Below are 16,101 nucleotides of genomic sequence, written 5' to 3' on the forward strand. Positions count from 1 at the left end.
CTTATCTAAGACTCATATAATAATACCTTACGTTATATATGTTAAAGCCTACTTTTAGACAGTAGGCTTTTTTATTTTATTAATTTCCTGCCTTTATTTGCGATATTCTGCTAAATTAACCTTATTAAACTTATCACGCTATTCTTAAAATTATCCTTATGATCAAGTTACCCTCAAGTGTTTATAACAGTACCAAATTAGTCTTTATCCTAATGATTTCGCTGGTGTTAGTTTTTATTCTTAACAGTGTATGGCAGTTCATCAGTCATATCGATGATCTTTCTTTTAGTGAAGATTCTCCTTTAGTAACAAGTAATTTTAGCTACGCTATTGACCGTGACAATAGTTTAAATATCAAAACTCTCATTAAAAGCAAAGAGGCAGAAGCGCGATTCACTCCCTCGTTAGCTAATGACATTCCTTACGCATTAGGTCTTCAATCCTATTGGGTGAAAATTAATATTAGTAACAATACTCCAACCCCCCAAAGTGTTGTATTGCATGCCGATAACAGTCGTTTGGCTTTTTTTGATGTTTATAAAGTCAATGCTATTTTGGGAAGTACGACACAAATAGCTCAACAAAAACAGACGCCTGAGCAAGAAACCTTATTGGATGTATTTCCACATGTAGCTTTTGATCTCCTTGCAAAGAGTACGGCACAAGTTATTGTGCATGTAAAAAGTAATGGCGCACCAAATATCCCGTTAATACTTTATAGCAAAGACAATTTTGATAAACGTGCTGATTATGTGCAAATGACTTTTGGGATTTTTATTGGCATTATGCTTTTAATGGCAGCCTATAACTTTGTGCTATTTTTTGCGACAAAAGATAAAGTTTACTTGGTATATATTGGCTATTTATTATCTGCTTTTATTGTTATAGCTGGAGTAACGGGGTATGGATATCTAATTTTCTCAAAAAACATTCAATATATAATCCATGAGTACTCGTTATTTTTAGATTATTTTATGATATTTTTCTTGTTACTTTTCTCATTATATTTCTTACGTTATGACCAAATAAAAGGGAATTTTTATAAAGTGGGCCTAACATCTTGCCTACTGTTAATGGTTGTCGCTTTTTATTCATTGACCTTAGATCAAATTGCACAAACCAAACTGTTTTTTTCAATTCAACCGATATTTATTTTATATGCACTATTTATCATTTTTAGAAGACTGTCTAAAGATTTTGCCTGGGCACGATTTTATTTCATTTCATGGGTACCTTTTTTAGCTGGTGCGGCAATTCAACCACTCGTGTTATTAAATTATGTTGATTCGACATTCATTACACGTAATGCATTTCTATTTGCGGTGATGATTGAAATTACTTTTATGGCTTTTGCACTCGCTGAGCGGATGCGCAGGAATGAGCAAGATAGAATTCATGATATTAGTTACCATGATTTTACCAGATTACCCCGTAAGTCGATGCTTGAAAACGCGATGAACGAAATGAAAATTTCGGGTAAAAACGATTTTTGTGTATTAATAATTAAACCAGAACATATCGAACAAATATCACTTTATATTGATGATAAAGCTAACGCGGCTTTATTTAAACGCCTAAGTCGTCGCTTAAGCTCATTGTTTATTCATAATGATGCTATCGTAAAATTATCTTCTAACCACGAAAAAATTTGTTTTTTAGAAAATAACTGCCTGGCTATAATCGTTAATAACGAGAAAAATCAGCAAGACTTGCCTGTTTTGATCAAATCAATACAACAGCTTACCTCTGAGACATTTCAAATAGATGACCTTAAGTTACCCTTGTCAGCAGTAATTGGTGTCGCTAACCACCCAGAACATGGCAGTGCTAACTACTTATTGATTAATCATGCCCAGTTAGCGGTAAACGATGCGCAACTTGTCTATGGACGTTGGGCTTATTATCAAAGCGAAAAATCAGATCACACCAGTTACTTGCTCAAACTTGCCACCGATTTAAAAGAAGCAATAGAGAATGACACATTAGCTATATACCATCAGCCACAAATCGATCTTAAAACCTTACGTGTATGCAGTAGCGAGTGTCTAATTCGTTGGGAACATCCTCGTGAAGGTTTCATCTCACCTGACATTTTTATTCCTTTAGCCGAAGATTTAGGCCTTATTAATCAACTAACGTTATGGGTTATTAAGCGCGCTTTAGCACAGCATCAACAAATTTTAGTCAATAATAATCATATGGTCTCAATTAATATTAGTGGTAAAGATATTGCTCATGAGCACTTTTTTACTAATGCTCTAAGTATTATTGAAGAAAGTGGCATAGCCGCTGAGAAAATAATTTTAGAGTTAACTGAATCGGCGTCAATTAGCCATAACAAGCAATCTCTTGAGTTAATCCAAAAATTAGGCGATTTAGGTTTTACTATCAGTATTGATGACTTTGGCACAGGATATTCTTCCATGGCGCAAATTAGCCATCTTCCTTTTCAAGAGCTCAAAGTTGACCGACTATTTGTTGAGAATGTTAATGATGATCACAAACGTAAAACCATTGCTGAAGCTACGGTTAAAATGGCAAAGGGTTTAGGTTTAGAAGTTGTTGCTGAAGGTATTAATAGCCAAGAAGATGAAGACACATTGCGTAGTTTTGGCTGCGATATTGGCCAAGGCTACTATTACGCAAAACCAATGCCCATTGATGATTACCTTGACTGGCTGGCTTCACAAAACAATGGTCGAACACAAAAACGTGTCGACCTTGATGGTGAGTTCATTCCAGCTGATAAAATCTAGAATAATCTATTTTCTAAAGTTTTACCGTTAGTTAATTGTGAATATTGCCATTTGTGTTGATGACAAAGCTTTAATATTTGTAAATCTAACGGTTCGCTTTCAGGAGAAATGATACCAGTAGTGATTAAAAACTCATTGTTTTGCGTCTGTTCAATATGCTGTACATCGGCAACGCCAGCCATTAAAGGTAAGAAGTTATCGTACGCCTTCCTCATTCTAATCGTTAAGAAACCTTGCTGATCTTCGCTTTGCAAGTTTTGATGTTGTTTTAATTTTCCCTTCTCTATATATAAGACTTGGCTACATAACCGCTCTAGTTCACTCAAATCATGAGAACTTAAAATAAAGGTAATTTCTGATGATAATGAAGCAACGAGCTGACGAACTTCTCGTGCATTTATCGGGTCAAGTCCCGCTGTCGCTTCATCCAACATAACTATTTCTGGCGAGCCAATTAACGTTTGGGCAATAGCAACACGTTTACGCATGCCATGTGATAACTCATCAGGCTTGGCTTTTAGCGTGTCAGCTAAGCCAACAAGCTCTAACGTTCTTTGTGCTTCTTTTTGTGCATTCTTGCGAGTTAGACCTTGCAGTTGGGCATAAAAGGTTAATTGATGTGCAATAGAAAAACGTGGGTCAAACTGAGCATCTTGTGGTAAAGCCGCTAATCTGCCGAATAGGTTGGCGTCTCCAGCCCTTAATCCTGCAATAGTGATAGTGCCGCTACTGGGCAACAGATAACCACATAAAAGGCTAAATAAAGTTGTTTTACCAGCACCATTGGGTCCAACTAAAGCAATGGGTTGCCCTTTTTCTATACTGAATGATACGTTGTCTAAAGCTAGATGATCGCCAAATGATTTTGAAAGATTATCAACTTGAATTAATGGCGCAGATTGGCTATTGAGTAAACTCATATTGATGCCCTCTTTAGTAGTTTATCCGCAACAAATAACAAGACAATTGTTTGTAATATAGGAATTAAATAATGGTAAAAATCGAGTCCATCTAATGAAACTACACTGCTAATTTGTGTACCCGGAAAAATAAAGTTAAGAAAAAGTCCACTGTCTAATTGAAATTGAATAAAACCTATCAATAGTGCTCCTATGGTATAAAACAAAATACCAGCAACAATACTCATTTTTGCTGAGGATAAAATACTATTAAAAAATGACATCAGAGCAATGAAAGGTAAAATTATAATTGCTAATTCAATAAACAAAACTGCAGCTTGTTTTAATGCCGGTAAAAACAAAGCATTATCACGAACTGTGGCTAAAATAACACATGCCACTAACGTTAGTAATATAAGACTAACAAGTGTAAGGAATTGACCTAAAAATCGTCCTAGCAGTATTTCACTGCGTGAGGCTCTTAAAGTAATAAAACGAAGCGTTCCGCGAGCACGGTCGGAACAAGTTTGATCACTACTGACTAAAAAAGTGAATATTGGAAATGAATAAACCGCGACTAGCCAATAAATAGAAAATTCAGCAACGGGCCATTTCAACAAAGCACTTACTCCCAATGAACCAAATAAAGTACTTGCTGCCACCTTAAATCCATCGGAAAAAACCAGTTCAGTGGCTGAGCTGATCACATAAGTCAAAAGTATGAACCAAACAGCACAAAATGCCGTTAAGGCGATTAAGCCATTTTTAGTATTAAAAATACGCTTCAATTCAAATTGCGTGAGAATAGATAGTCTATGGATGTTCAACAAATTAACGCCTGCTAGTGATTATTTTTCAATACCATAAAGGCACAGCTAACAAAATGCGAGTGTTATTTTGTTTCAAACAGTGGCAATAACATCAGCGCTCGACATTGAGTTTACAAATAAAAAAGCCAATCAAAATTGATTGGCTTTACTAATACACTTAAAGAAGAGGGAAAATAAACTTAAGCTCTACGAGTAACGACTGACTCACTCAGTTGTGCCAACAAGACTTCTGTATCAGACCAGCCAATACAAGCATCGGTAATACTTTGACCATATGTCGCCACTTCTCCGTCAATCAGGTCTTGGCGACCTTCTACTAAGTGACTTTCAACCATGACACCGAATATATTGTCATTCCCGCCACTAATTTGCTGACAAACATCATCGCAAACGAGCATTTGATTTTTAAACTTTTTACTGCTATTAGCATGACTAAAATCAATCATGATCTTGGTATTAAGTGAAGACTTCTCTAATTGCTCAGTCACAACTTTTACACTGTCTGCGTCAAAATTTGTCGATTTACCGCCTCGTAAAATAATATGACAATCTTTATTACCCGTTGTTTGAACAATAGCAGAATGACCATATTTAGTGACCGACAAAAAATGATGAGAAGCACTTGCTGCGCCAATTGCATCTATTGCCACTTTAATGGTGCCATCTGTACCATTTTTAAATCCGACTGGACAAGATAAGCCTGAGGCGAGTTCTCGATGAACTTGGCTTTCAGTAGTACGAGCCCCGATTGCTCCCCAACACATAAAATCAGCCATATACTGTGGTGTTATCATGTCTAAAAACTCACCCGCTGTCGGCATCCCCATATCATTGAGGTCGAGTAATAATTTACGGCCAATTCGAAGGCCGTCATTAAGCTTAAAGGTGTTATCCATGTAAGGGTCATTAATTAAGCCCTTCCAACCCACCGTTGTTCTTGGCTTTTCGAAATAAACTCGCATAACAATTTCAAGCGTGTCTTCATACTTTTTGCGCAGTTTAACTAGTCGCTGGCCATATTCTAATGCTGCATCGGTGTCATGTATTGAACAAGGACCAATGACAACGAGCAAGCGATCATCTTTATTATTAAAAATGTTACTAATGGCTTTACGTGCAGAAAATACCGACTTAGATGCTTCTTGAGAAGCTGGAAATCGCTCAATAAGTGCGATTGGAGGTAATAATTCTTTTATTTTACTGATGCGAACGTCGTCGGTTTGGTAGAACATAGTCATTTCTCTTTACTTCAATGCTAAAAAGTACAGTTATTGCACCGCTTAGAATTTATTTTCATTGTGTATGTCTAACTCGCTGGCTAGACTCCTAGATGGGTAACCCATCAACAACTTAGCAGTGTTAATCGGACAATACCAATAGAAAATGCCTTAAAAACAATATATCGATAATGTTGGCAACAATGGTGATTTTTCGACAATAATCAACGCGACTTTAGTCAATATATTTTACCTCTGCACTTGAAAAACAAATATTTTGCCACACATACACCATATTAATAATTAATTTACTTTTCTTATGTGGCGTACTTTTTCGATAACCCTGTTTTTATTTGTCTTAGCTGCCACGGCTAATGCTTTACCTATTGAAAATTCAGCTAATAGCGATTTAACTTTTTCTAGTATATCGACCATTGGAAAAAGTCACTCGCACCCGACATCAAACTTTTCGGTATTAATAGATAATATTGCCCCCGATGATGTGGTTAACTTACCGCGCTTAAATTTAATTTCCGCCTCTTTATTTATTAATGAAATACAAACCACGCCAAACTATCTTCTCGTTACTGAGTTTTTTACGCTAAAACTCTCTGCAAGTTTATTTAAAAATCTTGCAAACCCTCCTGCTAAACTTAATTGGTATGAACAACTCAGTCATCGTTCAAACTCTAATCGACTTGCTGGTTGGAAAGATGGCAATACGCTATACACAGCTCGCCTGACTTATCATTCATAGATTCATCATCTAACCATTATTAACTTATTTTTCCTTTTTCCCGTCACTGCTTTAACAGTGACCCTTGTTGCAGGCGCTTTTCTAAAATTTAGAGAGTAAATGTAGCAAAATTTCGAGATTTTATGATGAATTCACCTAGAAAAAAGCCATATCGTTACTTTACATGGCAAAACCTATTAATTATTTTCACCTTAGTTTTTTTATTAGTAAATGCCCTACCCAACATATATAAAGATAAAGTCACAATTGTCCTCTCACCTATTAATGCGAACGTGCAACAACTAACGACTAGTGAGCTTAAAGGTTTATTGAATAAGAACAACTTAACCGTTGATAAAATTCATACTATTGATAAGACAACGTCAATAACACTCAGTAATACAGCCGACATAGCGTCAGTTAACACACGTTTATCTAATGAGTTTAATCATTATCGGGTTGAGACCTCGGTGATAAGTGGCGTACCCTCATGGTTGCAATCATTCGACGCTAAGCCAATAAAATTAGGCTTAGATTTAAGTGGTGGAGTATTATTTGTACTTGATGTCGACACAAAACAAGCTTTATTTGACCGACTTAAAAACATCGCATTAGCAATAAAAACCCTTGCTATGGAAGAACGTATTCGAGGCGTTAGTGTTGTTCAACATAAGATTGATCTTACTAGTGATGCGGACAATCAAAACCTTTCGGTGAATTTTTCTAACGCTGACAAAAGTAAAATGGCTATACTTTTCACTCAAATAAAAGCAGCCTACCCTGATTTATCTCAACAAAAAAATCAAAATGACCAAGTGATCTTGTCATACTCCTCGCAAAAAAAAGCTCAATTTCGCCAAGAAACTATGCAGCAAACATTAAAAACGATGCGTGGAAGAATAGCTGAGTTGGGAATAACCGAAGCGGTTACACTTCAACAAGGTAAAAACCATATTCGTATTGAATTGCCTGGTGTTCATGATCCCGAGGAAGCAAAACGTATTATAGGTGCCACGGCATCACTTGATTTTTATCAGCTTGCCGAAAACTCAAATGCAGCAGGTATATTACGCATGGCGGACGAACATGGCAGAACGTTTACCTTAAACAGTCAGGTAGTTTTTTCAGGTAGTAATATCGAAAATGCTCGCGCAGGACAAGATCAAATGAGCATGCCTTTAGTCAACCTCACCTTAGATGCCTTAGGTGGTAAGAAGATGTCGCAATTTTCTAAGCAAAATATTGGTAATGCTATGGTGACGGTGTTTTCTGAGTTCTATCGAGATGCTGGTGATCAAATGGTCAAAAAAAGTAAAATAATTAATGTTGCCACCATTCAACAACACTTAGGTTCACAGTTTAGTATTACCAACATGCCCAGCCAACATGCGGCACAAGAACTGTCATTATTATTGCGAGCAGGTTCGCTAACAGCGCCAGTAACTATAGTAAAACAGCGCACCATTGAAGCGACACTCGGCGAAAATAATATCAAAAATGGTATAAAAGCACTGAGTATAGGCATGGGGTTTACTTTGTTATTCATGGTTTTTTGGTATAGAACTTTGGGGCTTATCGCTAATGTAGCGTTAACATTAAACTTAATAAGCTTACTAGGGTTGATGTCGTTACTCCCTGGGGCAGTACTAACACTTCCGGGTATTGCTGGTTTAGTATTGACGGTTGGTATGGCTGTAGATACCAATGTACTTATCTTTGAGCGGATAAAAGAAGAGTTAAAGCGTGGACATAAAGTGCTCTCAGCTGTTGAGCAAGGCTATAAAAGTGCATTTTCAACAATTCTTGATGCCAATGTAACCACCATGATCACTGGTATTATTTTATACACCATAGGCAACGGCCCAGTAAAAGGTTTTGCCCTTATTTTGTGTTTAGGTATTTTAACCAGTATGTTCACCGGCGTTTTTGTTTCTAAAAGTTTAACAAACCTTGTCATTCGAAAAAATAAAGCTCAATTATTAGGTGTTAATGTATGAAAAATTTTAAAATAAATAGCACGTCTAAATTAAGTGTTTTTCGCCTAGTGGGTTGTTTTATAGCTATGATTTTTGTTGTTATAGCGCTAGTAGGACTATTAAATAAAGGTTTAGCACTTGGTTTAGATTTTACCGGTGGTTACTTAACTGAATTTTCAACCGAGAAATCACTCAGTCAACAGGATATGAATAACTTACTCAGTAACTATCTTCCAGAAAGCTTTAAACTGACCTCTGCAGAGCAAGGGACTCATTGGAGTGTTCAACAAGCAGATAATAACGTCAGTTTACAAGATAAGGCATGGCTATCTGATTTTGCTGACAAAAATCAACTAAACATTAGCCCTCAAGATGCTATTTACATTGGCAGCCAAGTCGGAGAAGACTTAATTAACCAAGGTGGCTTAGCACTATTAACCGCAATCATTGTTATCTTAATGTATTTGTCTTTTAGATTTGAATGGCGTTTAGCTGCGGGGGCTGTTATTGCCCTTTTTCATGATGTACTTATTGTACTCGGGCTTTTTGCATGGTTTGGTATCCCCTTTGATTTAACAATATTAGCGAGTTTATTAGCTATTGTAGGTTACTCGTTAAATGACTCTATTATTGTCGGTGACAAAATCAGAGAAATAATGAAATCTACCCATGACACCACAATAGATGAAGTGATCAATCAAGCCATTAAATCAACCTTAGTGCGAACGATGATCACCTCAGGAACAACCTTAGTGACTATTATGGCTGTATGGGGTTTTGCCGGGGAGTCTTTAGCGGGGTTTTCTATTGCGCTATTTTCAGGGATTTTAGTGGGCACTTTCTCTTCTATTGTAATTGCGGCAACAGTGCCACAATTACTCGGGCTAACCGCTGATTATTATCAACAAAAAGAGCTAGAGGTTTGTCCTTTACCCTAATGTAAACGGTTTGAGAGGAAATTGGCAACACTAGGATATTTACACTTAAGTCCATATCCTAGTGTTAAACGTTACTGTCTTTAAAGTTGGTTACTGTTCAAAAATTGAAGCCAGTCTAACTTTATAAAGATTATTGGTTGACCCATAAAACTCTATAGTCTGTTCAAATACAAAACCAAGCTTTTTTAATAATACGTTAGAGGGAGTATTTTCTAGTGAGGTGATCGCGACAACATTTGCTGCATAATTATTGTCATAAGCAACTTTTAATACGGCTAATGAGGCTTCTCGAGCAAAGCCTTGCGAACAATATTCAGGTAACAAGGCATAACCTAAGTCAGGGAATTCCAATTCAGTCCGCTTTAACAAACCACAGAGTCCAATCGGTGTATTATCACTTTTCAAAGCGACTAAATTTAACCCAAAACCCTGTTCGCTATAGCTTGCTAGTGGACCATTAACTAAGTAGGCAATTGCATCTTTAGTCTCTCTAACCCCTTTATCACCAATGTTTTTAATAAAAGCATCATCATTCAATAATTGCAGAACAAATTCATGGTCCTGCTCATTCAGGTGCCTAATGGTTAACCTTTGTGTTGTGCATAGCAGCATGTAAATTCCAAACTTTTAACGCGTAAAGCCTAAGCTTTATTTTTTAATAAAATACTGTCTAAGATTTATTTTCTAAGGCAGTGTTCAATCTATCAAAGCCTCGAGCAAGGTCGGCAATTAAGTCATCAACATCCTCTAAACCTATATGCAGGCGAATTAATGGATATTCATAATTCCACTTTGTCGCTGTTCGCAAACGCCCAACATTGGTATTACCCAAAATTAAACTTTCAAAACCGCCCCACGAATAGCCCATTTTAAAATGTTCCATACCATCAAGTAAGGCATTAAGTGATTGCTTATCACCGCGGGTTAACACAAATGAAAACAAACCGTTAGCACCAGTAAAGTCACGCTTAAAATATTCATGGCCCGGACACGATTCGAATGCAGGATGAAGAATAACATCAACTTCTTCGCGTGTTGCTAACCAATTAGCCACTTTTAGCGCACTAATTTGATGTTGTTTTAAACGCACACCTAAGGTACGAATGCCACGCATTGCCAAATATAGATCATCGGGTGAAGTACATTGCCCCATCAGATAACTGTTTTCACGCAGTTGTGGCCAATACTCTTCAGTGGCTATTGCCGTACCTAACATCACATCTGAATGACCAACGATATATTTAGTCGCTGCTTGAATCGAAATATCGACACCATAATCAAAAGGTTGAAAATTAACCCCTGCAGCCCAAGTATTATCGAGCATAACCATACAGCCATGCTGGTGAGCAACTTCAGCTATACCGGGAACATCTTGAACTTCCATGGTAATAGAGCCAGGAGACTCTAAGAAAATAAGTCGGGTGTTTTCTTTAATAAGTCTGGCTATATCTCGGCCAATAGTTGGATCGTAATAAGTCGTTTCAACGCCAATATTGACCAATATTTTATCGCAAAAATCACGCGTGGGTTCATAAGCCGTATCGACCATAAGGATATGGTCACCGGTTTTAACAAACGAAAGAATAGCATTAGTGATCGCCGCAGTACCCGATGGATAAATGGCACAACCAGCGCCTCCTTCGAGATCAGTCATAGCATCGGCGAAAGCAAAAGCCGTTGAGGTGCCTCTTCTGCCATAGAAAAGTACTTGATTACCACGATTTGCTGTTGCGTGATTCATTTCTTTAACCGTATTAAAAACAACGGTTGATGCACGTTCTACTGGGGGATTAACAACGCCACGTGTCCATTTTGATTTTCGTCCCGCATTGACTATTTTGGTATCGTTGATCATGATCTTTCATCCTAAAACATAAAATTCATTTAGCCATCTAAATAGCTAACTCAATAAAGTCACCTTATGATCTTTCCAAGCATGATGCACGATTTATTTATATTAATTAAAACAGCAGAGGCTATTGAAACAAGTTCATTTGATCACTGGTTAATTTTTCGAAACTACTCCCGACAAAAGGTAAAATAGCATCAGCAACGGTCGCTAATTGCCGATCGATATAAAACTGGTAATCGAGTGGCGCGTTAACATAACCTTTTGCTTGCGGTCCAGAAGTCGTGATCAAGTACTCTATCCAACCACGTTGCTGATATTTTAGCGGTTGCTTATTTATCTTGTTTATATCATCGGCTAAACGTGCCGCTTTCACATGTGGAGGCACGTTTTTAACGTAATGATCTAACTGCCTACGAATGCGTTTACGATACACCAGTAAATGATCTAATTGCCCTGCTGATGTTTGAGTAACAATATTGCGTACATAGTCAGCAAAAGGTTCGCCATTAAATATTTTTAAATACAACTCTCGTTGAAAAGTTTTAGCCAGTTCAGTCCAATCGGTGCGGACGCTTTCTAAGCCTTTAAAAATCAATTCTGATGAGCCATTCTTTTCTACAATGCCAGCATAACGCTTCTTAGTACCGACATCTTGCCCTCTGATGGTTGGCATCAAAAATTGGCTAAAATGTGTTTCAAACTCAATTTCAAGTTGGCTTTCTATCGCAAATTCTTTTTTAAGCGTTGCTTGCCACCTAAGATTAATTTTATCTTGTAAGGTTTTACCCAGCTTTTGACATTGCTGGTGACTAAAATCATCGTCAACACTGACAAAAATAGAATCGGTATCACCATAAATAACTTGATAACCATCATCTTCTAGCCACATTTTAGTGGTGATTAATAATTCATGGCTTCGTTTAGTGATTGAGCCCGATAAACGTGGATCAAAAAATCGACATCCCGTAGAGCCTAAGACCCCGTAAAACGAATTCATAATAATTTTTATCGCTTGCGACAATGCCGCATTTTTATCTTTTTTAGCGATATCACGCTCTAACCACAACTCATTAATAATTTCAGGTAAAAAATGCTTATCTCTAGAGAAATAAGCACCATCAAAACCTTTGATACTAGTTTCAGGTGATTGTAAACCTTCAATTAGGCCCATAGGATCAATATTAAAACTTCGAATAATAGAGGGGTAAAGACTTTTAAAATCAAGTACTAAAACATTTTTATATAAACCCGGAATAGAGTCCATCACATAACCACCAGGAGAAATTAGCCCTTGCAAGCCATCGCCCATATTGGGCGCAATATAACCACTACGGTGTAATTTAGGTAAATATAAATTGGTAAACGCTGCCACAGAGCCGCCAATACGGTCTATAGATAAACCAGTTAGTTTGGCGCGCAAACGCGTGAATTCTAGTAATAGAGATTGTTCAAAGATCAGGGTAACTAAATGGCAATCTTCAAGGTTATAAGCGGCTAAAGCTAGCTTGTCATTGGTAAAGTTGTCGTTAATCTCTTGCATTCTATTGTCAACATCATCAACCTTCTTCCCTTTACCTAATAAGGCATTGGCAACAAAATCAAGGGAAAAACTTGGAAAGTTATAAGTCGCGTTTTTTAGTAAATCAATACCATCAAGGACCACTCTGCCAGCGACATCAATAAATTTTTGCTCATTTTGACTACCGCCTGCCGAACGTGTTCGCCAGCGAGGTGACTTATCATTGCGGCCGATATTAAAAGGGATATTATAAATATCACAGCGTTTTTGTAGCAAATTAAAATCAAAGTTAATCACGTTCCAACCAATAAAAATGTCGGGGTCGTGGATTTTTATCCAAGCGATCAGCTCAGCGAGCAACGCTTGTTCATTGTCAAGCCAAACGATGTGCTCTGCGATTTCTGTCGCCTCAGCGTCAGATAACTTGGACTGCGTTATTTTTGCTAAAAACTTGTTTTGATCACCGATCATCAAAACACATTTTATCGGCTTACCATCAGACATTTTATGAGAATGTAAGCCAATAGAATAAAGCTCCCCTGCCATTGAACACTCAATATCAAGTGATACCATAGTTAAAGCAATATCATCAAGTAACTGAGTCTTATCCGTTGCACGGCATTTGTCACTATAAAAGGTAGCAAAGTTAGTCTGTGAAAACTGTTTGGCAGATTCGGTTACCGATGAAGCTGTTAACCGAGGGATAAATTCAATACCAGCGGTAATAAAGCGCTCCATTAAAAAGCGTTCATCAGGGCGAAAATCGTCTTCATAGCATTTTATTTGGGCTTGTTTTAAAACATCGCGTGCGCGATAGAATTCACGCATCGTTGAAAAATAAAAGCCACTGACGAGTTGTTGATTAAAGGTTTTAAGCGCAAGCGGGGTAACTTTAGCCGTTACTATTCGCTGCTCCGACAGGAGACTTTGCGCGAGTAGTTGCTGCGTTTGTTCAACAAAAAATAATGCCTGTTGATTTTGCACAATAACATTAACAGCACCTTGAAGGGTTTTAACCCATAAAGACAATTCGATACCTTGTTTGGTATCATAGGCTTGACGGGTTAATAAAAAGCCATAATTCAAGCTAGGCGTTAATTTTTCTACAGTTAATGACATTAATTATTTTAATTCGTTGCGGATAACGATAAACTGTTAATACATACAGCAGTATATACTCATCCTATTTGAAGATACAGGATTCAGCCTATTTAACTGGAATGAGTATATAACCTAATGAACCCTAAATGGCTAACAGCATGCTAAGCGATAAAATTAAAGTAGCAATTCGCACATCGTATAAAACCATTGGTGAAAATTTAGAAAACTTTCATCCAAGAAAACAGCAAACTTTTTTGATTGCCGAAATAGCTAAAACTCTTGCGGGAGAATACGATAAAGCGCGAAAAATTATTACCATAGAAGCCGGCACCGGTACGGGTAAATCCTTGGCTTATTCATTAGGCGCTATTCCGTTAGCGATGTCACGTCAAAAAAAGGTCTGTATTTCTACTGCAACAGTTGCGCTACAAGAACAATTAGTGGATAAAGATTTACCCTTCTTAAAAAAACATTCAGGCTTAGATTTTAATTTCACCTTAGTCAAAGGTCGCCAACGCTATGTTTGTCGGCAAAAATTAGCGCTGGCTGTCAGTCAAGACGATTCACCTCAGGCCGGTTTCACCTTTGCGCAAAAACCTAATGCCATGGATATAAAGCTATTACATCATTTACATAAAGCGTTAACGGATAATAAATGGCAAGGCGATCTAGATTCTTGGGCTGACCCTATCCCTCATCATTTATGGCAACAAATTCAATGTGACAAACACAGTTGTTTAAAACATTTAGCCGATCACACCCATTGCCCTTTTCATAAAGCTCGAGAAACCATGGAGTCTGCCGATGTGTTGGTCATTAACCATAGTTTATTACTGGCTGATTTAGAGCTTGGTGGAGGTGTTATTTTACCCTCGCCAGAAGACACTTTTTACATTATTGACGAAGCACATCATCTGCCTAAAGTAACCCGTGATCATTCAAGTGCGAATGTTGCCATTAAAGGTGCCATTGATTGGCTAACTAAGTTAAAAGAAACCGGCGATAAGATGGCAAAATTAATAAAGTCGACTTCGGCCATTTCACCCTCGTTAAAGTTAGGGGACGATTGCCAAGATTTATTAATGGAAATGCAAAAAGTAGCGAGCTTTATCGAAAACAATCAGGCGTTATATTTCAATGAAAAAGCTAAAGAAAATAGCCGTTTCTCTCGTGATGACGAGGCGGCATTATATCGTTTTGAAAACGGAATCGTTCCACCGAACTTAAAAAACTCAGCTAAAGATTTAGCAGAGCTCAGTAAAAAATGTTTAGGACATTGCAACAAGCTATATAACTTATTGATGGAGTCAGTGAAAGACGGGGAGTGTAAAATGTTTGTTGCCGAGCCCTTACTTGCAGAAGCTGGTTTTATGATCCAACGGTTAGAAAATTTCAACTCACTATGGAAAATGTATGCCAAAACAGACAGTGAGAAAGGCGCTCCAATGGCAAGGTGGTTCGAAAAACTGACAGGGAAACGTAGTGACTTTTTAGTGTCGGCTTCCCCTATTGAAGTTGGCTTTACCCTTGAAGATATTCTCTGGTCAAAATGTGAAGGGGCGGTATTATGTTCAGCCACTATTTTAGCATTGAATTCGTTTGAGCATTTTCGACGCCAGGTCGGTTTACAAATTAATGATGGCACCCAATATCAAAAAGTCGACTCTCCGTTTGATTATCAAAACAATGCGCAACTTGTTATCGCTAAAATGAAAAATGAGCCAAGTAGCCCTCAGTTCACCGATGAATTAATTAATGAGTTACCGGCGTTAATTAAGCAAGAAAAAGCCTGTTTAGTGCTATTTTCTTCGTATTGGCAAATGGAGCAAGTAGCTAAATCCTTACGAGAGCAGCACAAAATGGAGATTCTAGTTCAGGGTGAGCAGTCACGTCAGCATATTATAGAGGCCCATAGAAAACGCTGTGATGAAGATAAAACCAGTATAATTTTTGGCACACAAAGTTTTTCTGAGGGTCTAGATTTACCCGGTAAATATTTAACGAATTTGATTATTACCAAATTACCCTTCTCTGTTCCAACATCACCCGTTGAAGAAGCACAAGCTGAATACATTACCGCTAAAGGCGGCAATCCTTTTATGTCGATTTCAGTGCCAGAAACATCCAAAAAACTGATTCAAGCGACAGGAAGATTACTGCGAAATGAGAAAGATACCGGTATCATTACTTTAATGGATAAACGTTTAGTGACCAAGCGCTATGGTAAGCAATTACTTGATTCTTTACCGCCCTATCAAATTATTTCAAAAGGATAAG

The 16,101-nt window shown here is 37.5% G+C and carries 11 protein-coding genes; 5 read left to right on the forward strand and 6 right to left on the reverse strand.

All coding sequences use genetic code 11. The features are described from left to right. The first annotated feature begins 158 nt into the window (after positions 1-158). On the forward strand, positions 159-2,756 hold the full coding sequence (locus tag H4J70_RS01295) for an EAL domain-containing protein (RefSeq protein WP_182250526.1): 2,598 nt from the start codon (positions 159-161) through the stop codon (positions 2,754-2,756). Here H4J70_RS01295 and H4J70_RS01300 read toward each other — a convergent pair. The 3 genes from H4J70_RS01300 to aroG all read right to left on the reverse strand — a co-directional run bounded on the left by H4J70_RS01300 (position 2,753) and on the right by aroG (position 5,717). Further along, complete coding sequence (locus tag H4J70_RS01300; protein WP_182250527.1) at positions 2,753-3,676, reverse strand: ABC transporter ATP-binding protein; 924 nt, start codon at positions 3,674-3,676, stop codon at positions 2,753-2,755. The two genes, H4J70_RS01295 and H4J70_RS01300, sit on opposite strands and share 4 nt — an antisense overlap. Continuing rightward, entirely contained in the window at positions 3,673-4,485 is an 813-nt protein-coding gene (locus H4J70_RS01305) for a hypothetical protein (RefSeq protein WP_182222018.1), read from the reverse strand. The genes H4J70_RS01300 and H4J70_RS01305 overlap by 4 nt, the downstream gene beginning before the upstream one ends. Before the next feature lie 179 nt (positions 4,486-4,664). Next, on the reverse strand, positions 4,665-5,717 hold the full coding sequence (aroG, locus tag H4J70_RS01310) for a 3-deoxy-7-phosphoheptulonate synthase AroG (protein WP_182218309.1): 1,053 nt from the start codon (positions 5,715-5,717) through the stop codon (positions 4,665-4,667). A gap of 304 nt (positions 5,718-6,021) precedes the next feature. On the opposite strand from aroG, the gene H4J70_RS01315 reads away from it, so the two are divergent. The 3 genes from H4J70_RS01315 (at position 6,022) to secF (ending at position 9,352) form a co-directional block, all read left to right on the forward strand. Beyond that, positions 6,022-6,459: a hypothetical protein gene (locus tag H4J70_RS01315; protein ID WP_182218305.1), complete on the forward strand. Its 438-nt coding sequence runs from the start codon at positions 6,022-6,024 to the stop codon at positions 6,457-6,459. A 125-nt stretch (positions 6,460-6,584) separates the two neighbouring features. Then, positions 6,585-8,435 (forward strand): protein translocase subunit SecD, encoded by a 1,851-nt coding sequence (secD, locus tag H4J70_RS01320; protein ID WP_404842401.1) that lies wholly within the window; start codon positions 6,585-6,587, stop codon positions 8,433-8,435. Continuing rightward, entirely contained in the window at positions 8,432-9,352 is a 921-nt protein-coding gene (gene secF / locus H4J70_RS01325; RefSeq protein ID WP_182218308.1) for a protein translocase subunit SecF, read from the forward strand. Before secD ends, secF begins: the two co-directional genes overlap by 4 nt. 90 nt (positions 9,353-9,442) lie before the next feature. Here secF and H4J70_RS01330 read toward each other — a convergent pair whose 3' ends face one another. The 3 genes from H4J70_RS01330 to H4J70_RS01340 all read right to left on the reverse strand — a co-directional run bounded on the left by H4J70_RS01330 (position 9,443) and on the right by H4J70_RS01340 (position 13,842). Continuing rightward, positions 9,443-9,964 carry a GNAT family N-acetyltransferase gene (locus H4J70_RS01330; protein ID WP_182217638.1) on the reverse strand — a complete coding sequence of 174 codons (522 nt, stop codon included), beginning with the start codon at positions 9,962-9,964 and terminating at the stop codon, positions 9,443-9,445. A 58-nt stretch (positions 9,965-10,022) separates the two neighbouring features. Then, positions 10,023-11,207 (reverse strand): cystathionine beta-lyase, encoded by a 1,185-nt coding sequence (locus H4J70_RS01335; RefSeq protein ID WP_182217637.1) that lies wholly within the window; start codon positions 11,205-11,207, stop codon positions 10,023-10,025. 121 nt (positions 11,208-11,328) lie between these two features. Continuing rightward, entirely contained in the window at positions 11,329-13,842 is a 2,514-nt protein-coding gene (locus H4J70_RS01340) for a DNA polymerase II (protein WP_182217635.1), read from the reverse strand. Positions 13,843-13,982: 140 nt separating this feature from the next. Here H4J70_RS01340 and dinG point away from each other — a divergent pair, with 140 nt between their 5' ends. Further along, entirely contained in the window at positions 13,983-16,100 is a 2,118-nt protein-coding gene (dinG, locus tag H4J70_RS01345; protein WP_070376947.1) for an ATP-dependent DNA helicase DinG, read from the forward strand. The last annotated feature ends 1 nt before the right edge of the window (position 16,101 follow it).

This window comes from Colwellia sp. BRX8-9, from assembly GCF_014077245.1.
In the GTDB taxonomy this organism is placed as follows: domain Bacteria; phylum Pseudomonadota; class Gammaproteobacteria; order Enterobacterales; family Alteromonadaceae; genus Colwellia_A.